This is a genomic window from Candidatus Desulfofervidus auxilii, assembly GCF_001577525.1.
In the GTDB taxonomy this organism is placed as follows: Bacteria; Desulfobacterota; Desulfofervidia; order Desulfofervidales; family Desulfofervidaceae; genus Desulfofervidus; species Desulfofervidus auxilii.
Window position 1 is genome coordinate 297,833 of record NZ_CP013015.1, and the last position, 22,757, is coordinate 320,589.

Consider the following 22,757-nt stretch of genomic DNA (forward strand, 5'->3'; position numbering starts at 1 on the left):
GGTAAGAACTACCCAAAATACTTGTTAAAAAACCCTTTTCCCAAAAATCAATCGCGGATTTTTCTATTTCATTGACAGACAAAGGGAAAATAATTAAACAATAAAATAGTCATATTTTTAGGGAGTAAGGACATGTATAACCAAATTCAACAGAAAGAATTGCTGGAGAAGACAAAATTTTTTTTAAATTGGTTAAAAAATCATCCCGTAAAGACCCTCTCTCTAAAAGAAGCAGAAAAAATTATAACTAATCTGCGAGAGGTAATTATTTATCACGATTGGCGGTATTATGTATTAAACGACCCGGTTATTTCTGATTATGAATATGATATTTTGTTTCGCTATTTGCGGGATATGGAAAAAAGGTATCCCAAACTTATTACTCCTGACTCTCCTACCCAAAGAGTGGCTAGTGAACTTACCAAAGTCTTTCCAGAAGTGCCTCATCTTTCTAAGATGCTTTCTTTAGACAATGCTTATGGTGCAGAAGAATTAAGAGATTTTCATAGGCGGGTAACTCAAGGCCTGGGTATAGATGAAGTAGAATATGTTTGTGAACCCAAGTTTGATGGGGCAGGTATTGCTTTAATTTATGAAGGTGATTATTTAAAGCGAGGTGCAACCCGTGGTGATGGTGCCAGGGGTGAAGATATTACTCCCAATATCAAGACTATCCATTCCATCCCCCTTAAGGCCCCTTTTTCCCAATTTGGCATCCATCTTTTGGAAATAAGGGGCGAGGTGTTAATTGATAAAGAGACCTTTCATAAGTTAAACCAAAAAAGGTTGGAAGAAGGTTTAACGCCCTTTGCCAATCCTCGCAATGCTGGTGCTGGCTCTTTAAGACTCCAGGACCCAAGGGAAGTGGCCCAAAAAAACTTGGTGGCCTTTGTTTATCAAATTACTTATGCTGTAAATAAAAAAGGAGAGACTCTCTTGGGTAGTCATTTGAGGTCTCACTGGGAAGTTTTAAACATCTTGCATCAATGTGGATTTAAGGTTACCCGCGAGGCTCGGTTATGCCATGGCATAGAAGAAGTTATCACTTTTTGCCAGGATTGGGAAGGAAAGCGAGAAGGATTTGACTATGAAATAGATGGAGTAGTAATTAAGCTCAACTCTATTGCTTATCAGCAAAAACTTGGTGAAACTGCTCATCACCCTCGTTGGGCAATTGCCTTTAAGTTTAAGCCTAAACAAGCAACTACTGTTTTAAAAAGAGTGGTTTTTCAGGTAGGTAGAGTGGGGTCCATCACGCCTGTAGCAGAACTTGAACCGGTGGAGGTAGGAGGAGTGACCATAAGCCGAGTTTCCCTTTTTAATGAAGATTTTATCAGAGAAAAGGATATTAGAGCAGGTGATACTATATTAGTAGAACGAGCAGGTGAGGTTATTCCTTATGTGGTTAAGGTGATTAAAGAGGCGCGTAAAGGAACAGAAAAACCCATTATTTTTCCCAAGACTTGCCCTTCTTGTGGTAGTGCTCTGGTGCGTTTGCCTGATGAGGCTGCCTGGCGGTGTCTAAATATCCGTTGTCCTGTTCAATTAATGGAGAGATTGAAGCACTTTGCTTCCAGACGAGCCATGGATATTGAAGGACTGGGAGATAGGACCGCTCGGGTATTGGTGGTTAGTGGGTTAGTAAAGGACGTAGGGGATATTTATTTTCTTAATGAAGAAAAACTACTAAAAGAACTCCCTAAACGCATGGAGGCCTTAGGGAAGCCTATTCCCACTTTTTTAGGAGAACTGAATGTAAAAAAATTACTTAAAGGCATTTCCCAAAGTAAAATAAGACCCCTTCACCGCGTGATTTACGCTATTGGTATCCGTTATGTAGGTTATACCACGGCTACCATTTTAGCAGAAATGGTGAATTCTATTGATGACCTTATAAACATGCCCTTAGAAGACTTGGAACTGGCTCCAGGTATAGGTCCTAAAATTGCTCATAGTATTAAAGAATTCTTTAACCTACCAGAAAACATTAAGGTGATAGAAAAATTAAAAAAGGCTGGTGTGCGAATGGCCAAGCTAGAGATGGCCGGGCCTTTAGCAGGCAAAGTGTTTGTGTTTACTGGTGCACTCAGCACTATGAGCAGGGACGAAGCCAAAAGTAAGGTAGAGGCGTTGGGTGGAAAATCTGGGGATACAGTGAGTAAGAAAATAAATTATGTAGTGGTAGGAAAAAACCCAGGCTCAAAATTGGAAAAGGCAAAACGCCTAGGATTAAAAATTATAACAGAACAAGAGTTTTTAGAAATGATAAAAGAAAGGTAATTTTAAAAAGGTCTTTACTAATCTACTTTGACTGCTTATTTTTATTAAAATAGGAGAATAAATTGATAGGTTCTAAAAGAGTCTTTGTAATTGGTCATAGAAATCCTGACAGCGATTCCGTTTGTGCGGCTATTGCCTATGCCTATTTCAAGAATAGTATGGATAAACAACATCTTTACATACCAGCGAGAGCAGGTGCTTTATTAAAAGAAACACAATTTATCTTAGATTATTTTAAGATTGAAACACCTATACTTGTTACTAATCTATCATCTACGGTGAGCGACCTCAATCTGAAAACCCCAATTACTGCCTTTTTACACCAGTCGATAAAAGATGTAGCCATGATTATGAAAGAACGTAATATTGACACTGTTCCCATTGTAGATGAATATCAACGGTTATTAGGAGTAACTGGCTACAAAGATATTGCTAAATATTACATAGACAGAATTAAGTGGGATGAAGTTACCACTTCGGTTTCAGTAGACCTAAAAACCTTGGTTCAAACTCTACAGGCCCGAATACTTGCTAACCCTAAAAAAGTGAAGACCCTTACCGGCCGCATTCTTATCGCTGCTATGCAGAAAGGCACTATTCTTCATTATATAAAAAAAGGAGATATTGCTATTGTTGGGGATCGAACAGATATTCAAGCAGATTTAATTAAATCAGGTTGTAAGGCCTTAATTCTTACGGATGAGACCTCTGTTAGTGAGGAAATCATTAAGTTAGCTAAAAAGCATAGCACTCTTCTCCTTTCCACTCCTTATTCTAGTTTTACGGTATCTAATTTGCTACCCTTAGCCGTGCCTGTAAAGGCCGCTATGCGGCAAGATGTACCGGTTGTTTTTCTAGAAACCCCAATTGGAGAGGTAAAAAAGAAAGTGCTAGAATCGGTTTATAGATGTGCCTTGGTAGTGGATTCTGAACGTCGGCTTATCAGTATCATTACCCGTTCTGACCTTATTTATTCTATTAAGAAAAAGGTAATTTTAGTAGACCACAATGAAAAAAGCCAAGCTGTAACTGGAGTTGAAGAGGCGGAAATATTAGAAATCATAGACCACCATCGTTTAGGTGATATTTCTACATTAAAACCTATATTTGTGTACAATGACCCTGTGGGCAGTACTTGCACCATTGTTGGAGAATTGATTACCTTACATAATATAGATATTCCAGCAGAAATAGCTGGGGTACTCCTAGGAGGAATACTCTCTGATACACTTATTCTTTCTTTATCTACTACTACTCAAAGAGACAAAAAAATGGCACAGGTTTTGGCTAAAAAAGCTGGTATAGATATTGAGACATTTGGGCGTGAATTAATAAAATCTCAAGTGGATTTAAATCATAAATCGCCTAGAGAGATACTTTTACAAGATTTTAAGGAAAACATCATTGGAGAAAAAAAGATAGGTATAGGACAAATTCTTATCTTGGATCGGCAAGAATTAAATCCTTTGGAAAGGGAAATAAAAAAAGAAATGGAAAAAATAAGGAAAGAAAAGGGATATGATCTAGTAGTGTTTCTTATTGCTAATCCATTTGAAAAGAAAGGAGAAGAGGTTTGGGTCAAAGGAGAAAAGGAGATAGTAGAAAAGGCCTTTGGAGTAAAAGTAAAGGGAGATTGCTGTTTTATTTCTAGTATTCTTTCCCGCAAGAAAGACTTTATTCCTAAAATAGGATATTCCTTTGAACAGATTTAAATTTTATTGGTGGCGGTGGAGGGATTCGAACCCCCGACTCTGCGGATATGAGCCGCATGCTCTGACCAACTGAGCTACACCGCCTGGTAAGATTTTAACAAAGACCTGTTTCTTGTCAAGATTGCTTTTTCTGAACAATTCTCCAAATAGGACCTTGATTGGTATCTATAATTTCTATACCTTGAGAAAGCAGTTTCTGACGTAAGGCATCAGCTCGGGCCCAATCTTTTCTCTTGCGGGCCGCTTCCCGCTCTTTTATAAGTCTCAAAGTTTCCTCATCTAACTTTACCTCATCAATGTCCATAATATTAAGCACTTGATTTAATTCTTTAAAAGTAGATAAAATCTTTCCTTTATCAGTTTTGTTCAAACCCTTCTGCCATAAAACAGGGTTAATCTCATTTATAAAACTGAAAATAGCAGCCAGAGCAGCAGAAATATTTAAGTCATCATCCATGGCCTTGATAAAACGCTGCTTCATGTTTTCAAGAAGAGTATCCAGGAGGGGGTAGCTAGGCTCAGGGGTCTCAAGCTGTAAGTGTAAGATAAAGTTGTTTAACCGAGCTAGGCTTTTCCTTATGGCATCCAGGCTAACGTAAGAAAAATTGAGAGCTTTGCGGTAATGGGTAGCCAAAAGAAAATACCTTATTTCTTTACCAGAATAACCCTTTTTTAGTAAATCATTTACCGTAATATAATTGCCGGCTGAACGAGACATTTTTTGGCCATTTACAAAAACCAGTTCATTGTGAATCCAATAGTTAGCAAAGGTTTTTCCAGTCAAGGCCTGGGCCATTGCTATCTCATTTTCATTATGGGGAAAGATTAAGTCTTTACCACTGGTATGAATATCTATGGTTTCTCCTAGATACTTCATGGCCATAGCTACACATTCAATATGCCACCCTGGCCTAACCTTGCCCCATTCTGTTTCCCAAAAAATACCAGCCTTTAATTCCTGCAGATTACACCGTTTAAAAAGGGTAAAATCCCGGGGATTCTCCTTCTCATAACTGTCCAAATCTACAGTTAGTCCGATTTTAATCTTGTCTAAATTAATGCCAGAAAGCTTACCATATTCTTTAAATCGGGAGATATCAAAATATACAGAGTGATGTTTTTCATAAGCATATCCTTTTTGTAAAAGCTTCCTGGTAATTTCCATCATTTCTGGAATATGTTCACTGGCCTTGGGATAATGTTCAGCCGGTTTTATACCCAAAATTTCTATGTCTTTTAAAAACAATGTAGTATAAAATTGAGTAATTTCAGTAAGGGGTTTCCCCTCCTCTTGGGCCTTGGCAATAGTTTTGTCATCTATGTCCGTGATATTCACCACATGCCTTACTTTCAGTTTTTTGAACTCTAAGTACCTCCTGATTAAATCTGCTACTACCAGACGACGATAAACCCCAAGATGAGGAATGTCATGCACTGTTGGTCCACAGGAATACATCAAGATTTGCCCAGGAGTAATGGGTTTTAAAAACTCTTTTTTGTGGCTTATGGTGTTATAGAAACGAATTGTAAGAGCTGGCTTTTCCACAAAGAGAGAGGTGCTTAAATATCGTTCTCCTCCATCAGGAAGTATGACCACAATCACCCCATTTTCAAGGGCTTTTGCCTTTTCTATGGCTATAGCCATGGCTGCACCACTACTTATCCCTGCCAAGATACCCTCTTCCTTGGCCAAACTTCTGGCAGTGTGCAAAGCTTGCTCAGCCTTTACATTCACCTTTTCGTCTAAAAATTGCTTATCATAAATACCAGGGACATAAGATTCCTTTAGATTTTTAAGACCAGGAATAAACTCTCCTGGATATGGTTCTACCCCAATGACCTTAATAACAGGATTATATTCCTTGAGACGCTTGGAAATACCCATTATTGTGCCCGTAGTGCCCATACCAGCCACTACCATATTGATCTTCCCTTGAGTTTGCTGCCAAATTTCTTCACCTGTGTTATAATAGTGGGCTTGCCAATTATAAGGATTATTGAACTGATCAGTTAGATAATATTTTTCTGGATGCTTCCGCACCATTTGATACGCCTTTTCAATAGCCCCATCTGTACCTAAGTGGGCAGGGGTAAAAAGGAGTTCTGCACCATAAGCCTTTAAGATTCGCTTTCGTTCTGTGCTTACTGATTCAGGCATTACCAAAAGTAACTTATATCCCTTTATGGCCGCTACCATGGCCAGGCCTATACCTGTATTACCGCTAGTAGCTTCAATGATTATCTTTTCTTTAGTCAATTCTCCACTCTTTTCAGCTCCCTCTATCATGGCTAGGGCCACCCTGTCTTTTATTGAACCTCCTGGATTAAACATTTCAAGCTTAGCCAGAATAGTAACCCTGGGATTGGGATTAAGCCTCTTTATTTCCACCATAGGTGTCTGACCAATAAGATTTAAAACATTTGGATGCACTTTCATATTGGGCCATGATAGCTTATAGAAAACTAGATGACAAGGGCTAATGATTAGTGGCTGAAGGCTTGGTTAAATAATTCTTAACTTCCCCTTATTATGATTGTTAACCACCTTTCCTATGATACTTGCCTCTTTAATCCCTTCAGCCCGAAGCTTTGCCAGACAGTTAGAGGCATCTTTTTCTGATAAGACAATGATAAGGCCACCTGAAGTCTGGGCATCAAAGAGTATATCCAGAGTTAGTTCAGAAAGCGATGAATTGACATCTACTAAATTGGCACAAAAATGCTTATTAGCATAGCTTCCAGCAGGAATAAGTCCCATAGAGGCATATTTCCAAGCCTCTGGTATGACAGGCACCTCCTTGGCCCAAATTTCTATCTCTTTTTTTGAAGCCATGGCCATTTCTAACAAGTGTCCACCCAAACCAAATCCTGTTACATCAGTGCAGGCATGGACATCAAACCCTTGCATTATTTCACTTGGTCTAGCATTTAAACTGGCGGCTATGTTTATCAACTTTTCTATTGCTTCCTGGCTAGCCAGATTGCCTTTAATGGCGGTAGCAATCACGCCTGTGCCCAGAGGTTTAGTTAGAATTAGGACATCACCTATTTGAGCTCCAGCATTAGTCAGTATTTTATCCGGATGGACTATACCACTGACCGCAAGTCCATATTTTATTTCAGGGTCATCTACACTATGACCTCCAACTAAAATGGCACCTGCCTCCTGGACTTTATCCAATCCACCTCGTAAAATCTCCTTCAAAATATCTTTAGATACCTCTTTAATAGGGAAACAAACAATATTCATGGCTGTTAATGGTTTCCCACCCATAGCATAAATATCACTTAAGGCGTTGGCCGCCGCAATTTGGCCAAAGGAGTAAGGGTCATCTACAATGGGGGTAAAAAAATCCAGTGTCTGAATTAAGGCTGTATCTTCTGTAAGTTTGTAAACCCCAGCGTCATCACAGGTCTCAAACCCCACCAATAATCTAGGATGTCTCTGCCGAGGCAATTGTGCCATAATTTCAGCCAGGTCCCCTGGACTCAGTTTAGCTGCTCACCCAGAGGCCTTGACTTTTTCCGTAAGTCTATAACTCATATATTTCCTTCACTGTCCTTGGAAAACCTATGCTTCTACTTAGCTCCTTCAACAATTCCTTTGCTACTTTTAAAGAAAGGCCTAACTCTAGGGGCGGATAATCAGGTGCTAAGACCAGCTTTTTATCAAAACGAAGCATAAGCTCGCATGATAGACAATAATCTTTATCTTCTTGATGTCTTTTCCAAAATGTATCTAAATTTATATCATCTTCTTTCTGCCCGATAAAAAGACTGGGATAATCAGCATCATAAAGTAGAATGTATGCCAACCCGTCTTTATGAAATTCTATTAAAAAATGGCGTGTGTCTTGAAACTGAGTATCAATTCGCATTTCCATTATTGTATATTAAAAAATAATATAAAGCAAATAAAGATAGCTTATCTCAAAATTTTCCATTTATAAAAATTCCTGATAAGAGTTGTATAAAAGAAAATTTTTTGCTACAGAAATTTCATGGCGCTGTTTCCCAAAGAAACTACCTTAAATTGGGTCTTGAGATTTCTTAACAAACAGTCTGCGGTTTCTAGGGTAGAAATTCAAAGTTATAAAAGGAACCGCAGTATTAAAGTCTTAAAAAAAGAAGCAAAATTTCAAATTATAGAAAATGGTTTTTGGAAAGAAGAGTTCATAGTAGAGAAAAATGAATTAAAAACCATTCTTAAAAAATTAATAAGACGGGAATTTCCCCGAAGTCACAAGTTATGGGTGTTCAAACAAGTTTCCGAGTAGGCAAACTATTAATCTTTCTTTAAAAATACTGTTCTAATAGGGAATGGAATCTCAATTCCTTCTTGGTCATAACGTTTTTTAAGTCGTTTAACAAACTCATGTTTTACCAAATATTGGTCTACAAATTCTTTGGCCCTTAAGATAACTGTAAAATTGATACTGAAATCATCAAAGGTGTGATAGCGAATAAAGGGATTAAATTCTGGCACACCCCCAGAAACTTCCTGCATCACTTCCTTTGCTACCTCTATCGTTACCTTCTCTACCTTCTCTAAATCACTATCATAACTCACTCCTACTTGGACTAACACAGCAAGCTCTCTCTCTGGGAAGTAATAATTAGTAACAATGGCTGAAGCCAATTTTGAATTGGGAATGATGACAATATTATTGGGGAGCTGCCTAATGGTGGTGTCCCGCCAGGTAATATCCGTTACATAACCTTCTTCTCCTGTTTCTATTTTGATGTAATCTCCAGGTCTCACTTTTTTGGTTGCTACGATGTGTAACCCGGCAAATAAATTGGCTAGGGTATCTTGTAAAGCTAAAGCAACAGCCAAACCGCCTATACCTAAGGTAGTAATAAGAGGGGTAATGGAAATACCTATAGTATGTAATATCATCAAAAAGCCAATAACTAGAACAAAACCCTTAATAAGGTTTTTAAAAATACTGGCTCCTGGTAAAGCACCTTTTATTTTATCTTCGTATATCTGAATCAAGTCACTTAAAAATCTAGCTAGAAACAAAAATGCAGTAAAAAGAACCAAAACCAAAAGAATCTTTTGCGTCAGTGCCAAAATTTTGTCTGGTAAAGAAACAAAGTTCAAGGCAATATAAATTCCCAATAATAAACACCAAAGAACCACTGAACTCTTTAAAGACCGGATAAGAACATCGTCAAAACGCAGTTTTGTTTTGGAAGTAAGGTCTAATAATTTAGAAATAACCCACTTTTTGCAAAATCTCCCTAACACCAAAGAGGCTATTATAATAATGGGAGGAAGAAACCATTTTGCCAGATGTGTAAAATCCATATTGCCTCCCTAGGTTTTTAAACTGCCAATAATCATATTAATATCTTTTATTTCATGTCTTTCTAAATAAGCTTTAATCCCCTTAATTACCTCTATACTCACTTGAGGATTTAAAAAATTGGCACTACCAATCTGAATGGCCTTTGCACCTACAATGAGATATTCTAAGGCATCTTCAAAGTTAGTAATACCCCCAATTCCTATTACAGGAATATTTGAATTTCTTACTATATCCCAAACCATCTTTAAGGCAATGGGTTTCAAACAGGGACCAGATAGTCCTCCAGTAATATTACCCAATTTAGGCTTACGAGTAAAAACATCTACACCCATAGCTGGAAAACTATTAATTAGGGAAACCCCATCTGCACCTGCATCCATTGCTGCTTTAGCAATGGCCACAATATCTGTTACCTGTGGGGAGAGCTTAACAAATACTGGAAGATGTGTCCTCTGACACACTGCTTGCGTAATCTGGGCTACCATTTTGGGGTCAGTAGCAAAAACTTCACCTCCTGTTTTAATATTTGGACAAGAAACATTTACCTCTAGGGCATCTATACCTGTAGTATCCAATATTTCTGCCAAGGCTGCATATTCATCTATAGAAAAACCAAAGATATTCACTATGATTTTGGTATCAAATTTCTTTAAGAAAGGAAGTTTTTCCTGAATAAATTGTTCAACTCCAATATTTTCCAAACCAATGGCATTTAATAGACCACAAGACACCTCTGCCAGACGAGGTGGAGGATTACCGATTTTGGGTTTTAAAGAAGTGCCCTTAACTACAATACCCCCCAGTTGGTTTAAATCTATTAACGGGGCATATTCTTCTCCATAGCCAAATGTTCCAGAGGCTACCAGGACAGGGTTCTTTAGTTCTAATCTCCCTACTTTGACTCCCAGATTTATCTTTCCCATTTTATTTCCTCAGCCTTAAACACCGGCCCTTGCTGACAAAGTTTTTTATAACCATCCTTTCCTTCTATTATACAGCCCAGGCATGCTCCTATTCCACAGGCCATTTGGGTTTCTAATGAAACTTGCATAGGGATATTTTCCTTTTCTGTCCAAAAAGCTAATGCCTTTAACATAGGCCAAGGTCCACAGGCATAAATACCAGCCGGTTTTTGTTTTTCATATAAGGCCTCTACACCAGAAGTCACCAGTCCCTGATAACCCATACTCCCATCCTCTGTATAAATAATTAAAGAACCTAGTTTTTCATGCAACAAATCTATTAAGTCTTCCCTTACTTTATACCGCAAACCCCAAATAATTTTAAAAGAGACTCCTTTTTTTATCAGCTCTGACCCCAAAAAACAAAGGGGAGCAATTCCTGCCCCACCAGCCACTAACCATTGAGGGAATTCAGGAAGAATCTGAAAGCCTCTGCCTAAAGGACCAAGGACACTGACTTCTTCTCCCCCTCTCCAATTACTCATCAAATTTGTTCCTTTTCCTACCATTTTATAAAGAAGGGCTATCTTTTCTCCTTCACAGAAAAAGATAGAAAATGGTCGGCGTAAAAAGGGGTCTAAGGTATAATCAACTTTTACCATAACAAATTGGCCTGGTTTTGCTTCTCTAGCAATGTTAGGAGCAAAGAGTGTTAACAAATGAAAATTCTCTGTGCCTTCTTCTATAAAATGTCGTTGTTCTAAAACTTTGGCTGTTTCTAGTATCATTTCTTATTAGTTAACATAATTACTGCTCCAAATCTACCGGTCTTTTTTCTGTCCCTGCGGTAAGAGAAAAAACGTTTATCACAAACTGTGCAGATATGGGCAATTTCAATATGGTTTGAAGGCACCCCAGTAGCCACTAGTTGGTCATGGCTTATTACCCACCAATCAAAACAATGCTCCTTTATCTTATAAGGCCATAATGAAACTGGCAATAGTGTTTTATAGTCTTTAATTTCTCCACAACATGGTCCCAAGGAAGGGCTTATTCCTGCCCAGATATCACTTGGAGCACTGCCAAATTTATCTTGCATCTCCTCTATAGTAGCCCCAATTATATTGCATACATTTCCTCGCCAGCCACAATGTATAGCCGCAATTACTCTTCTTTCGGGGTCGCAGAGCAAAATTCCTTGACAATCTGCCAATTTTACCAGTAAAGCAGTATAACTACAACTGGTAATAAAGGCATCATAACCTTTAAAAGGAGGCAATGTGTCATCTTGCACAATCAAAATATTTTTGTCATGAATTTGCCTTGACCAAACAATCCTTTTTGCCCCCATATATGTTTTTACCAATTCTAGATTTTTTTTAACCGCCTCAGGGTTATCTCCTACATCAAAACTCAAGTTTAAACTAGAATAAGCCCCCTGACTATGACCTCCTTTGCGGGTAAAAACAGCATGTTTTAAGAAAGAAAACTGTGAAAGGCAGGAAAATTGGAAAACAGGCAAAGGGGTTTCATGAAATAGCATAAATAAACTCATCAATTCTTTCTTGGAGTTCAATAGTTAAGCGGATGGCCTTTGCCACTTTCATATAGTGGTTAATTTCGTCCAATGATAATTTTCTTTTCTTTCTATCTTTTAAATATTTTTGCATCACCTGATAGGCACCAATATGGTATTCCCATACCTTTTTTGGGATACCTTCAAAATATTGTTTTTTATTGATATAAACCCTTTTAGTATTTTCATCATAACTGACCTTTTCAACTATATTTGAATTGCCTTTAGGAAATCCAATTTCTGATTGGTCAAGTGCTGGATGCTTAAGTAAATGGAGGTCAACTAGCTCTTTACCCAAATTACTTAAGGCATTAAAATAATTATTATCTGTAGGCAATGGAATCCTAGGAAAATCTATTTTAAGAAATTCCTCATAGCGCTTTCGGTAAGTAGGAGAACAAAGCACAGCATAGATGTAATAAAAAATCTTCTCTGGCGTAGGTTCTGTGCCTAGGCATTCCTTTATGGCCTGTAAAAACTCGTTAGTAAAGTTAGGGATACGTTTGGATTTTGTTTCCTCTTCCTTAAATAATTCACCTTTGGGCTTGTCAGGATAGAGGTAGAGGGGGAAGAAATAAGGTGCACCTCTATTACTGAGGAAAATTCTCCTATCTGAAATTTCATCACTTACAAAAATATGTGAAAAACCGCTTTCTATAACAATTTCCCTCATACATAGTAAGGCAATATTTTCCTTTTTAAGATTATTCATAAAAGGCAATCTAGGCCTATCTATCAAAGTTGGTTCGTAGCAAATAAACCTTGTATCAAAGGGTCGATAGGCATAAGGATAAATTTTATCTTCAGCTTCTTGGCTTCTAATCTTTTGCCTTGCTCTAGCTAACTTCCAAGTTCCTGTATCCTTGAGGTTCAGGCTTTGACCAACCAAGTCATCAGCTAGGTTGCCCATGAAAATTCTAAGTCTCTGGACTATTTCTTCTTTTGTAAAACCCACCACGAAATGATCTCTGTGCGTTGTTACCCCACTTGACCACTTCCTAAATATCTCTGTCACCTTCCAGAATTGTTCATACTCTGCCTGTAGGGCGAAATCCTTGGGAACGAAGAAATAGTATGGTGAGGTGGGTTTAATCTCTTGCCACTTTGTAGAGACTACATCATTTTTGAATAAGTATTTGTATTTTTCTTCTCTAAGTCCCCAAAGGTCAGCATAATAAACCTTCTTCTTTCCCGTTGGCTTTTCAGGTTTTACATACAGGGCAATAGAAACACCTTGCTGAATATCAAACACATTTTCATCCTTACCGCCTTCTGGTGTTTTTTCACCAATCCTTGAAGACCCATGTAGATTTAAAATATAAATCTCATCAAATGTCTCAAGGAGCTTCCTTCTCATACCTCGATGGATAATGCCAGAAAGATAAGAATTATTACTTATTATGCCAATAATTCCTATGCCTGCCTGTTCTATTTTCCAGTGGTCAAAGCGAATAAATTTTATGTAGTCATCAGAAAGCGGTTGAATATTTCTTTCCTGCCTTACCTCTCTTTTATAATCTTCCATTAAATTTTCAATGAATTGTGATTTATTCTCTGAACTCACAGAGTAGGGAGGATTCCCAAGGATTACCAAAATTGGCACCTTTTCTTTTATCTCCTTTGCCTTTTGACCTTCTTTGGTAAGGTCAATAAGAAAACTTAGCCCCCCAGGCTCTTTCATCTCTAAGGTATTTGTGAGATAAAATCGGAATCTTTCATCTTTCTTAAACTTATAGCCCATCTCTTCTAAGACCATAGAGACCTTGAAGTGGCCAACTGTATAAGGTGCCATAAGTATTTCAAAGGCATAAAAATGGGGTAAGATGTGTTCTTCTATATAAGACTTGATTAGTCCTGTTTTATTTTTTTCCTCTAATTCTTTTTTAACTTGTTTAATGGCTTGGACAATAAAGGTAAGTGTGCCTGCTGCTGGGTCAAGGAGGGTTACATCCTTTGTGGCCAATCCTTCGGGTTTTTTGAATTTATCTTTTAAAAGGCTATGGATTGAGCTTACAATATATGAGACCACTGGCAAAGGTGTATAGTAAACACCCAATCTTTCCCTTTCTTTTGGATTATAAGTAGCAAGGAATGTTTCATAAAAATGGATAATTGGATCCTCCTCCCATTTTGTGGTCTTAAATTCACAAAGAATTGATGGAATATCTGCCTTTTGTAAAAGCTGTGCTATCTCATCCACAACCCAGGCTAATGATTCTGGTAGATTTGGTCCAGTAAAGGAGTAAAAGATTTCCCTAAGCAAGGGAAGGCTTTCAGGAATAAATTTCCAGGCCAATTCCTTCTTGAACCCATTTTTTACCTTCATCCTGGCAGCAAAAAGCCCATAGGCGATGGTCTGGGCATATAAATCCGCAAATCTCTCCTTTGTAAGTTCCTCTATAAGCTCTTGCCTAAATGCCTCATAAAATCTTATTATTTCTTGATTTTCCTCTGACAGTTCTTCTTTTAAAATAAATTCAAGGAATCTTGTCCTTTTAGCAAGCTCCATAGAAAGCTTGGAAGAATCCCTTATTTCAGGCATAGAAAATGAGAAGAACTTCTCAAGGAGTTCAAAGAATAAATCTAGCTTTTCAGGAACAGGGGGCTGCCTTAAATTCTGCAAGATAAATTTACGGCCAACCTCAACTTCTTGAACTAAATTGCTTTGCCTGTATAGCCTAAATTCTAGGAAATTTGTTAGAATAAGGTTTGGGAGTGAATTTCTATATCTTCTAAGTTGCTCAGAATCTTCAACGTCCTTTAGATTTTCATTCGGTGTTTTGGTTTCAATATACCCGATAATTTCCCCATTTGCCCTAATAAGGAAATCAGGGATGCCTACTTCTGTCCTTTTAGGCTGAACAAGGACACTAGTCTCCTTTTCAGTCAAAACAAGCCTTGAGCACTCCTCAACAAGCCTTTTAAAACAAGGATAAAAGCTCTCCTCTCTAAAACCTCCACTTACATAAATCTTGTGGATTTCTTTGAAGTAGTTGCTAATTAACCTTTTAAGTTTGTCTTTTTGTTTTTTCATCATTTATCTACTATAACATACCTTTCCAGATAATCCCACCTGCAAGAGATAACGGACAATCAAACGATGGCCGTCACGTGATGTGGATTCTGCAACATTGTCCAGTGCTGGCAATCAATTCAGTCCATCCTCAAGAAATATTCTAGCAAAGTATAAGACTTAATATTATTAAAATTAGTATAACTTCGCACTTTATTTTCAATCCTTTTGTCTGGATTAATAACAACGATTTTGCGAAGGTTAGGATTCTTTTGAGACAAATTGTATAGTGCCTGAATCAACATTGTATCATCATCTCGGACAGAACATCCGATAAGGATAATTTTTTCGACTTGTTGGATGATCCTGGTGAAAATAAACCAAAGTTCTAAAAAAATTGGGATATTATAATATTTAATTGCAGAAGGGGGGATAACCAGGGGTTGTAATACCGCTTGACCAGAATTGTGGGCACATTTATCACACAATTGGGTAAACCGATCTGTTTTTGAAAAGGTTTCCCCTGAGATTCCGAAATCCCGTAAATCTGAAATTCTGATATTTTGACAACGCCAACAGAAATGCCAATTGAAAGAGCCATGTAATTTATAATAACGAAATACATCAGGTAAATCCCCCTCTTCTCCTTTAAGGTAAGAATGTCCTAAGGACAAATCATTTTCATCTACATCTATTCCATAATTCCAAGGAATTTTCTCTTGAATTAAGATTTTTTCGATTAAATAGTCATAATTTAATGTAGCAAAGTGTGCATAATCCTTATATCTGTATATAAAATCAAAGTAGTGCCTTGGTATTTCTGACTCTGACATTAAAGGTCTTTTCAAGGATTGAACTAAGATTTCTAAAATCCCCAATTTTATATCTAAAAGTTCAAGTCTCTCCTCTTCGGTTCTGAATGATAGTTGTTCTTCCAAAATTACTTTTGTAAGTGCTTCTTCAAAAGAATATTCCTTAAAAGACTTGGATTTATCAATCTTTTGCCATTGTTTGGTTAGACCTTCTAATAATTCTGGCTTTTTCTTTTCGCAAACTTTCACACCAAAAGGCATTATCTCCTCCTCAAGCGGTAAACCTGCATCTTTACCAAAACCTGCTCCTGTCAAAATCAAAATGTTCCTTTTTGCCATGTTACTTACATTAACCTTAATATTAAGGTTACTCCTTTTAAGATATGGTTAATTCCTTATCTCTGCAATACCGGATGAACCTATCAGTTGGGAGAAGTGGACACGTTATAAATAGTTCATTTTCAATCAAATATTTTAGCATCCAAGGTTTTTCCAGGAACACTCATGTCCTCCATTGCAAACTTTTAACACTGCAAAGTTATGGTTTTTAAGATATCTTGTCAATAGTAACAGATTGGCCTATAGATAAAGGTAAAAACTATACTTTTTGTCTTTTCTCCCTATCTACCGTTTAAAATTATCCTAATAAATAGCATATTTATCAAAGAAAGTGGGAGTTCAGATCCAATGAGTTTTTTAGAAGTAAAATGACAACAGAATTGGTGGGCGGTGCTGGATTCGAACCAGCGACTTCCACCGTGTGAGGATGGCACTCTAACCACTGAGTTAACCGCCCAATCAATTCTAACATAACAAATTTATATTTATTTGGCAAGAGGAAAGGTTGACAAAGAAGGGTTTGGTTGTATTATTATAAAAGGGGCCCATAGCTCAGTTGGCAGAGCCACCGGCTCATAACCGGAAGGTCCCAGGTTCAAATCCTGGTGGGCCCACCAAGGGCTAATGAAATTATTATTTAAGATACGAAAACATACTGTAAAATTTGAAAATGCTTAAAAAGGTGCGTTAAAAGCGCACCTTTTTAATTTTTGAGATATGAAAACTGGGGATATTGTGGAGTATTTGCAGAAAATTGTTCCCATGGATTTGGCAGAGCCTTGGGATAATGTAGGTTTACAATGTGGTGATAAAAATAAAGAGATTAAAAAAATTGTTATTGCCTTAGACCCTTCAACAAAAGCCATAAATTATGCTATCCAAAGAGAAGCCCAATTGCTTATTACTCACCATCCACTGATTTTTTCCCCTCTAAAGAGATTGGTTCCCTTTGAACCTGTGGGAGAATTACTCATAACTATGATTAAGCAAGATATTGGCCTCTTTGTTATGCATACCAATTTAGATAGTATTCCTGAAGGAGTGAGTGATGCCCTTTTATTCCAATTGAACATAAAGTCTAAAGGCATACTCTCTCCAAAACAATTTCCAAATACCGGTTTTGGTCGGTGGGGAGAAATGCCTGAAGTTATAGAAGCGGAGCAGTTTATTCAATTAGTAAAGCAAAAACTTCAATGTCCAGTGGTGCGCGTTATCGGTAAAAAAGAAAAAATTAAGAAAATAGGAGTATGTGGTGGGAGTGCCGGTGATTTGATCCCTATAGCACTGGATTTAGGCCTAGACGCATTTGTTATCGGAGAAATAAAATATCATCCTGCTCGGCTTTTTGAAAACATTCCTATGTTGGTGTTAGAAGTGGGTCATTATGAATCAGAAAAATTTATTTTGAAGTTCCTAAAAGAAAAAATAGAGGATTTTTTAGATAAACAGAAAGAAAATGTCGAAATTTTAATTTTTGAGGAAGTATCGCCTTTTAAATATTATTAATAAGGAGGTCAGAACTTGCGTGAAACTCTTTTAAACCTAATTAAATTACAGGAGGTAGACATTGAAATAAAACAAATTAATGGGGAATTAGAGGCAGAGCCGGAGGCAATTACTGCTTTAAGACAAGAGTTAGCAACAGCCTACCAAGAACAGAAGACAGCCCAAGAAGAACTAGCCCAAAAAGAGAAAAACAAAAAGGATGCTGAATGGGAACTTAAAGAATGTGAGGAACGAATTAAAAAAAGTAAACAAAGAATGATGGAGGTAAAGACTAATAAAGAATATCAGGCCTTATTAACAGAGATTGATGAGCTAAATAAGAAAGTATCAGAATGGGAGGAAAAAATCTTAATTGCCTTAGACCAAGTAGAGGCAGCAAAAAAAATAGTAGCGGAAAAAGATAAAAAAGTAAAGGATTTAGAGGAAAGGCTAAAAAAAGCACAAAAACGGCTGGAAACTGTATTTACAAAGTTAAAGAAAAGTTTAGTTGATTTAAGACAAAAACGACAAGAAATTATTAAAAAACTACCTGATAACTTGTTATCCCGATATGATTTTATCCGAAAACGCCGTAATGGCCGGGCAGTGGTAAGTGTGAATGATGCTGTATGCGAGGGTTGTCATATGCACATTCCTCCCCAGAATTACAATGAATTATTAAAGTGTGATAAACTCATGACTTGCCCTAGTTGTCAACGAATTATTTATTGGAAAGGACTATTAGAAAAAAATACTGGTGAACCAAAAGCGGCAGAACAATAGGTTTTACTCCCTTTATACTGACGGGGCCAGCCATGGCAATCCAGGTGAATCTGGTGCAGGTATTGTTCTGGTTGCCCCAGATGGAAGCATCATCGTTCAAAAATCAGTTTATTTGGGCAAAAAGACCAATAATGAAGCTGAATATTTAGCCCTTATTTGGGGTCTTAAAACCGCTTGCCAACATGGAATAAAAAAGTTATATATTTATATGGATGCCCAATTAGTAGTTAATCATTTGAAAGGCATTTATAAGGTGAAGGCAGAAAATTTGAAGGCCCTTCACCATGAAGTTAAAGAATTATTACGCCAATTTTGTTACGAAATTTACCATATAAAAAGAGAAAAAAACAAGCTAGCTGATAAATTAGCTAATTTAGCTATCAAAGGGAGTTAGAGTAGGTGAATGGCCGCCCTCTGAATATTCAGAGGGAGGAAAGTCCGAGCTCCACAGGACAGGGTGGTCGCTAACAGCGACTGGGGGTGACCCCAAGGAAAGTGCCACAGAAAATAGACCGCCAGCGGCCCCATGGAAGTAATTCCACGGGGTGCGGGTAAGGGTGAAACGGTGAGGTAAGAGCTCACCAGTCTGGGTGGTGACACCCAGAGCTAGGCAAACCCCACCCGGAGCAAGACCAAATAGGAGGGCAATCCTGAAAAGGATAAGGGTGGTCCGCCCGACGCCCTCGGGTAGGTCGCTAGAGGCATTGAGCAATCAATGCCCCAGAGGAATGGCCATTACTTGAACAAAGGTGACTTTGTTCAAGGACAGAACTCGGCTTATAGCCTGCTCTAACTCCCTTTAAATTTAGGCAAATCTATGGCCTTTTGGTAAACATCTTGAGCTGCTTCCCATATGGCCTCACTTAAAGTAGGATGGGGATAAATTATTCTATTTAACTCATTAATAGTACATCCTAGCCTGATAGCAAGGGATGCTTGAGTGATTAACTCCGTAGCCTGCAGACCCAGGATATGAATCCCCAAAATGGCATTAGTTTCTCTATCTACCACTACTTTTACAAATCCTGTGGTGTCTCCTGTAGTTATTGCCTTTCCATTGACCATAAAAGGAAACTTACCAATAGCTACTTTATATCCCTTTTTTCTCGCTTCTTCCTCACTAATGCCTACACTTGCTATCTCAGGAATAGTGAATATACACCGCGGTATAGCTCTATAATCGATTAATGTTTGTCTGCCCAGGGCATTTTCTGCGGCAACTATCCCCTCTGCACTGGCCTTATGCGCCAAAAAAGGCCCTCCAATAACATCACCAATGGCATATATTCCCTTTATATTTGTCTCCATCTTATTATTTACTACAATCCTCCCATCTTCACAGAAAATACCTGCATTCTCTAAACCCAAATTATTAATTTGTGGTTTCCTACCTATAGTTATAACTACCTTTTCCACTAGTATTTTTTCAATATTCTCTCCAGAATTTAAAACAACTTCTACCTTGCCATCCTTGAGATTTATTTCCTTTACAGTAGTTTTGGTCTTAATATCCATGCCTCTTTTCGCCAGAATACTTTTTAAAGCCTTAGAAATTTCCCTGTCTTCACTAGACAAAATACTAGATAATGCTTCAGCAATAGTGACCTTACTTCCCAAACCCTGAAAAATACAAGCAAACTCAAGGCCTATTACTCCTCCTCCCACAATAAGTAGGGAAGAAGGAATTTGTTCAAGTTCAATTACATCATTACTAGTTATTATGTTTTGACCATCTATTTTGATACCCAGCATTTCAGAAATAACAGAACCTGTGGCAATAATGCACTTTTTTATATCAAGAGTTTTATCCTCTATTTTTATTGTGGAAGGCGAAACAAAATATGCCTGTCCTTTTATAACCTCTATGTGATAGCTTTTAAGTAGGTTTTTTATTCCGGTTCTTAATCGTTTTACTATTCTTTCCTTTCTGGTCATGATAGCAGAAAAATCAATTTTTACGTTTTTAGCTATGATACCAAACTCTTCTGCCTTTTTTAGACAATGCAAAGTATGAACACTGGCTATGAGTGCTTTGGTAGGAATACAACCTTTATTTAAACAGGTTCCACCTAAATCTTGCTTTTCAATAATGGCTACTTTACCACCCAACTGGGCAGCTCGAATGGCGGCAGTATATCCACCAGGCCCAGCACCGATGACAAGGACATCAAATTCTTTTTTCATTTTACTTCACTCATAATAAAGCAAGTTTTTTTCAAGCTAAAGTAAACTTCTCCATATGTCAATCTTTAAATATAAGGAGATGGTGGTAAATTTGTCTTAAAATATTTATGCATGAATATTAGATGAAACGCAGCCTAAAGAAAATAATTACGTGGTATGAACTGCTGGCTATAGGGGTAGGTGGTATTTTAGGCACCAGTTGGGTTTATTTAAATACTAAATTTTATGCAGAGTATGGACCAGGGGGTGTGATTTTTGGTTTTTTCTTAGCCACTGTCATGGGTGTTTTTGTTTCTTTTTCCTATGCCGAATTGGGCTCAGCATTAAAGAGAGAAGGTGGAGAAATAGTCTTTGCTTATGTGGCCTTTGGTCTAAAAGGAGCATTTATAGCAGGGTGGTCATTATTTACCGCCTATGCTACCTGTGTATCCTTTTATGTACCGGCTGCAGGCTACCTTTTTGACTGGTTCTTTCCCAAGCTCAATACTATTCATCTTTGGACAGTGGCTGGCACGCCCGTATATTTGCCTAGCCTATCTCTTGGCATTTTCCTTCTCATTTTTTTCTTCATGTTGAACTATAAAGGTGTCAGGCTGGCCAGCTTACCTCAATTTTTTATGACTCTTCTATTGGCAGGACTTGGCATAATATTGTTTTTTGTAGCCATAATCTATGGCTCAGTCCATAATATGGAACCGTTTTTTCTAAAAGGGCAGGCACCTTTAAAGTGCACAATACGATTTGCTCTTTTGGCAATGACCTATTTAACGGGATTTTCTTCATTAACCATGCTTGGAGAGGAAAGTGCTGTAAATGAAAGAACATTCGGGAAGGTGATTGTATTATCAGTGTTTATAGCAGGGTTGTTCTATATTTTCATGATGGCTGGTGGTGCAGTGTTATTTCCTTGGCAAGATACCGTAAAACTAGAAAAAGGCATGATTGACGAATTTTATCTTTTCTACAGACCTTTGGGAATGATGGCTTGGCTGATTTCACTTTTAGGTATGCTCACCAGCCTCAATGGACTTATGCTGGCTGCTTCAAGAACCATATTTGTGATGGGAAGAGCAGGTATAATGCCACTTACTTTTGCTTCTCTTGATGAAAGCCGCAAAACACCCCAAAATGCGCTTATATTCGTGCTCATAATAGCTGTTGCCTTTGGTATGTTGGGTAAAAGGGCCATGGTTTGGTTTTTAGACATTGGAGGAGTGAGTATAGGTATAGCATGGACATTATGTGTCCTATCGATGCTGAGACTAAGAAGAAAATACCCAAGTCTTGCAAGACCTTACAAGGCTCCACTTATTCTTATAACTAGTCCTATATCCTTAACGATAGTAATTTTGATATTTGCCATTTCCTTCATTCCAGGAACTCCCCTAAGTCTTATGTGGCCTTATGAATACACCTTATTAGTTGTATGGGTTGTGTTGGGGGCGATTATGTATATTCTTTCTCAAAAAAGATGGAAGAAGCTTGGAGAAGAAAAAATAGCCAGAAATTTGCTTGGTGAATACCTAAACATCAAAACTTAGGACACAGCGTTTCACAAACAATTCCTCTTGCACCATCAATAAATCCCCATATTGCCCCAATGATGCCACCTAAAAAGTGAATGTAAAACCAATATAAACTGATGACATCACTTCAACGAATTTCGTTCCCCAGCCAAATATGGATGCCCAACCTATAAATAGCATACCAATTCCCTAGGAAACACCAAGTCCAACAGCGAGTGCCCTTCATTTAGTTTTTCCATTGTCTTTTACCCTTTTTAATAATATAAAATATACGAGCGAGTCTGGGCATTGAAGGCAATTTGCCTATTTCTGCATTGCCATCTCCACCTACCTCTGATTTTAAAATTCAATGAGCACTCTACTGCTTATATTTTTTTTGAGCTTATCTCTTTTTGAAAACTTTAAAACAAAGAAAAAACTAGCAAAAGGCCTTAAGTAGCTACTGTGCCCTTTCAATTCTAATTCTAGCTGCACCCTTTGTTTTTCTGAGCAGAACTGCGTCATCAGTAATTTTCCCCACGAGATTTACCTCACTTGCAGGCACAGGAGCTTGGTCCCTACTCATTGGAGTTGGTCCAAAGAATATTGCAAGTGCTCTCCCAGGAGGCCAGTATCCAATATCACCCACTTCCACTTTTATCGTTGCTGTCTCGTCAGGAGGCATTTTAACAGGTATCTCAAAATAAAACTCATCTCCCCATTCATGAAGTCTTGCCTCTATTGGGAGTACCTGTACAATCGCTTTTGCACATTCGGTATCAAAAAGCTGCGCTTCTAAAACAACATCTGCTATTACTATCTTTATCTGCACCGGCATCCTGGATTCCTAC

The 22,757-nt window shown here is 37.8% G+C and carries 18 protein-coding genes, 3 tRNA genes and 1 other RNA gene; 9 read left to right on the top strand and 13 right to left on the bottom strand.

Annotated features, from left to right (window positions below; translation table 11 throughout):
- Positions 1–132 precede the first annotated feature (132 nt).
- Positions 133–2,280 carry an NAD-dependent DNA ligase LigA gene (ligA, locus tag HS1_RS01560; protein WP_066060417.1) on the top strand — a complete coding sequence of 716 codons (2,148 nt, stop codon included), beginning with the start codon at positions 133–135 and terminating at the stop codon, positions 2,278–2,280.
- Between the two features lie 62 nt (positions 2,281–2,342).
- A complete protein-coding gene (locus tag HS1_RS01565; RefSeq protein WP_066060418.1) occupies positions 2,343–3,992 on the top strand; it encodes a putative manganese-dependent inorganic diphosphatase in 1,650 nt (549 codons plus the stop codon).
- Between the two features lie 7 nt (positions 3,993–3,999).
- On the opposite strand, the gene HS1_RS01570 is transcribed toward HS1_RS01565, so the two are convergent.
- From HS1_RS01570 to HS1_RS01585, 4 genes are all read right to left on the bottom strand, one after another.
- A tRNA-Met gene (locus HS1_RS01570) sits at positions 4,000–4,076 on the bottom strand.
- Positions 4,077–4,107: 31 nt separating this feature from the next.
- Positions 4,108–6,429, bottom strand: coding sequence for a cysteine--tRNA ligase (gene cysS / locus HS1_RS01575; protein ID WP_066060419.1), 2,322 nt, complete (start codon positions 6,427–6,429; stop codon positions 4,108–4,110).
- 66 nt (positions 6,430–6,495) lie between these two features.
- On the bottom strand, positions 6,496–7,536 hold the full coding sequence (gene selD, locus HS1_RS01580; RefSeq protein WP_082757537.1) for a selenide, water dikinase SelD: 1,041 nt from the start codon (positions 7,534–7,536) through the stop codon (positions 6,496–6,498).
- A complete protein-coding gene (locus tag HS1_RS01585; RefSeq protein ID WP_156469344.1) occupies positions 7,526–7,870 on the bottom strand; it encodes a hypothetical protein in 345 nt (114 codons plus the stop codon). The genes selD and HS1_RS01585 overlap by 11 nt, the downstream gene beginning before the upstream one ends.
- Positions 7,871–7,993: 123 nt before the next feature.
- Between HS1_RS01585 and HS1_RS01590 the strand changes: the two genes are divergently transcribed.
- A complete protein-coding gene (locus HS1_RS01590; protein ID WP_066060422.1) occupies positions 7,994–8,269 on the top strand; it encodes a hypothetical protein in 276 nt (91 codons plus the stop codon).
- Between the two features lie 8 nt (positions 8,270–8,277).
- Here HS1_RS01590 and HS1_RS01595 read toward each other — a convergent pair whose 3' ends face one another.
- The 7 genes from HS1_RS01595 to HS1_RS01625 all read right to left on the bottom strand — a co-directional run bounded on the left by HS1_RS01595 (position 8,278) and on the right by HS1_RS01625 (position 16,406).
- A complete protein-coding gene (locus HS1_RS01595) occupies positions 8,278–9,306 on the bottom strand; it encodes a mechanosensitive ion channel family protein (protein ID WP_066060423.1) in 1,029 nt (342 codons plus the stop codon).
- 9 nt (positions 9,307–9,315) lie between these two features.
- On the bottom strand, positions 9,316–10,221 hold the full coding sequence (locus HS1_RS01600; RefSeq protein WP_066066372.1) for a dihydroorotate dehydrogenase: 906 nt from the start codon (positions 10,219–10,221) through the stop codon (positions 9,316–9,318).
- Positions 10,218–10,997 (bottom strand): dihydroorotate dehydrogenase electron transfer subunit, encoded by a 780-nt coding sequence (locus tag HS1_RS01605; RefSeq protein WP_066060424.1) that lies wholly within the window; start codon positions 10,995–10,997, stop codon positions 10,218–10,220. The genes HS1_RS01600 and HS1_RS01605 overlap by 4 nt, the downstream gene beginning before the upstream one ends.
- Complete coding sequence (gene pgeF / locus HS1_RS01610) at positions 10,994–11,764, bottom strand: peptidoglycan editing factor PgeF (protein WP_066060425.1); 771 nt, start codon at positions 11,762–11,764, stop codon at positions 10,994–10,996. Before pgeF ends, HS1_RS01605 begins: the two co-directional genes overlap by 4 nt.
- The gene (locus HS1_RS01615; RefSeq protein ID WP_245670010.1) at positions 11,739–14,822 is read right to left on the bottom strand and encodes a type ISP restriction/modification enzyme; all 3,084 of its coding nucleotides are present in this window, start codon (positions 14,820–14,822) and stop codon (positions 11,739–11,741) included. The genes pgeF and HS1_RS01615 overlap by 26 nt, the downstream gene beginning before the upstream one ends.
- 116 nt (positions 14,823–14,938) lie before the next feature.
- The gene (locus tag HS1_RS01620) at positions 14,939–15,871 is read right to left on the bottom strand and encodes an SIR2 family protein (RefSeq protein ID WP_216638267.1); all 933 of its coding nucleotides are present in this window, start codon (positions 15,869–15,871) and stop codon (positions 14,939–14,941) included.
- Positions 15,872–16,330: 459 nt separating this feature from the next.
- A tRNA-Val gene (locus HS1_RS01625) sits at positions 16,331–16,406 on the bottom strand.
- A gap of 84 nt (positions 16,407–16,490) precedes the next feature.
- On the opposite strand from HS1_RS01625, the gene HS1_RS01630 reads away from it, so the two are divergent.
- From HS1_RS01630 to rnpB, 5 genes are all read left to right on the top strand, one after another.
- Positions 16,491–16,566, top strand: a tRNA-Ile gene (locus HS1_RS01630).
- 100 nt (positions 16,567–16,666) lie between these two features.
- Positions 16,667–17,455 carry a Nif3-like dinuclear metal center hexameric protein gene (locus HS1_RS01635; RefSeq protein ID WP_066060427.1) on the top strand — a complete coding sequence of 263 codons (789 nt, stop codon included), beginning with the start codon at positions 16,667–16,669 and terminating at the stop codon, positions 17,453–17,455.
- A gap of 15 nt (positions 17,456–17,470) precedes the next feature.
- A complete protein-coding gene (locus HS1_RS01640; RefSeq protein ID WP_066060428.1) occupies positions 17,471–18,217 on the top strand; it encodes a zinc ribbon domain-containing protein in 747 nt (248 codons plus the stop codon).
- Complete coding sequence (locus HS1_RS01645) at positions 18,192–18,611, top strand: ribonuclease HI family protein (RefSeq protein ID WP_066060429.1); 420 nt, start codon at positions 18,192–18,194, stop codon at positions 18,609–18,611. Before HS1_RS01640 ends, HS1_RS01645 begins: the two co-directional genes overlap by 26 nt.
- Positions 18,609–19,013, top strand: an RNA gene (rnpB, locus tag HS1_RS01650) — RNase P RNA component class A. Before HS1_RS01645 ends, rnpB begins: the two co-directional genes overlap by 3 nt.
- Here rnpB and lpdA read toward each other — a convergent pair.
- Positions 19,007–20,401, bottom strand: coding sequence for a dihydrolipoyl dehydrogenase (gene lpdA / locus HS1_RS01655; RefSeq protein WP_066060430.1), 1,395 nt, complete (start codon positions 20,399–20,401; stop codon positions 19,007–19,009). The two genes, rnpB and lpdA, sit on opposite strands and share 7 nt — an antisense overlap.
- Before the next feature lie 122 nt (positions 20,402–20,523).
- On the opposite strand from lpdA, the gene HS1_RS01660 reads away from it, so the two are divergent.
- The gene (locus HS1_RS01660; RefSeq protein ID WP_066060431.1) at positions 20,524–21,942 is read left to right on the top strand and encodes an APC family permease; all 1,419 of its coding nucleotides are present in this window, start codon (positions 20,524–20,526) and stop codon (positions 21,940–21,942) included.
- A gap of 424 nt (positions 21,943–22,366) precedes the next feature.
- On the opposite strand, the gene HS1_RS01665 is transcribed toward HS1_RS01660, so the two are convergent.
- Positions 22,367–22,744, bottom strand: coding sequence for a cyclophilin-like fold protein (locus HS1_RS01665; protein WP_066060432.1), 378 nt, complete (start codon positions 22,742–22,744; stop codon positions 22,367–22,369).
- Between the last annotated feature and the right edge of the window lie 13 nt (positions 22,745–22,757).

Coding starts and splice junctions, on each gene's coding strand:
- ligA (WP_066060417.1), top strand. CDS start 133: ATGTATAACCAAATTCAACAGAAAGAATTGCTGGAGAAGACAAAATTT.
- cysS (WP_066060419.1), bottom strand. CDS start 6,429: ATGAAAGTGCATCCAAATGTTTTAAATCTTATTGGTCAGACACCTATG.
- HS1_RS01585 (WP_156469344.1), bottom strand. CDS start 7,870: ATGCGAATTGATACTCAGTTTCAAGACACACGCCATTTTTTAATAGAA.
- HS1_RS01590 (WP_066060422.1), top strand. CDS start 7,994: ATGGCGCTGTTTCCCAAAGAAACTACCTTAAATTGGGTCTTGAGATTT.
- HS1_RS01595 (WP_066060423.1), bottom strand. CDS start 9,306: ATGGATTTTACACATCTGGCAAAATGGTTTCTTCCTCCCATTATTATA.
- HS1_RS01605 (WP_066060424.1), bottom strand. CDS start 10,997: ATGATACTAGAAACAGCCAAAGTTTTAGAACAACGACATTTTATAGAA.
- pgeF (WP_066060425.1), bottom strand. CDS start 11,764: ATGAGTTTATTTATGCTATTTCATGAAACCCCTTTGCCTGTTTTCCAA.
- HS1_RS01615 (WP_245670010.1), bottom strand. CDS start 14,822: ATGATGAAAAAACAAAAAGACAAACTTAAAAGGTTAATTAGCAACTAC.
- HS1_RS01620 (WP_216638267.1), bottom strand. CDS start 15,871: ATGCCTTTTGGTGTGAAAGTTTGCGAAAAGAAAAAGCCAGAATTATTA.
- HS1_RS01635 (WP_066060427.1), top strand. CDS start 16,667: ATGAAAACTGGGGATATTGTGGAGTATTTGCAGAAAATTGTTCCCATG.
- lpdA (WP_066060430.1), bottom strand. CDS start 20,401: ATGAAAAAAGAATTTGATGTCCTTGTCATCGGTGCTGGGCCTGGTGGA.
- HS1_RS01660 (WP_066060431.1), top strand. CDS start 20,524: ATGAAACGCAGCCTAAAGAAAATAATTACGTGGTATGAACTGCTGGCT.
- HS1_RS01665 (WP_066060432.1), bottom strand. CDS start 22,744: ATGCCGGTGCAGATAAAGATAGTAATAGCAGATGTTGTTTTAGAAGCG.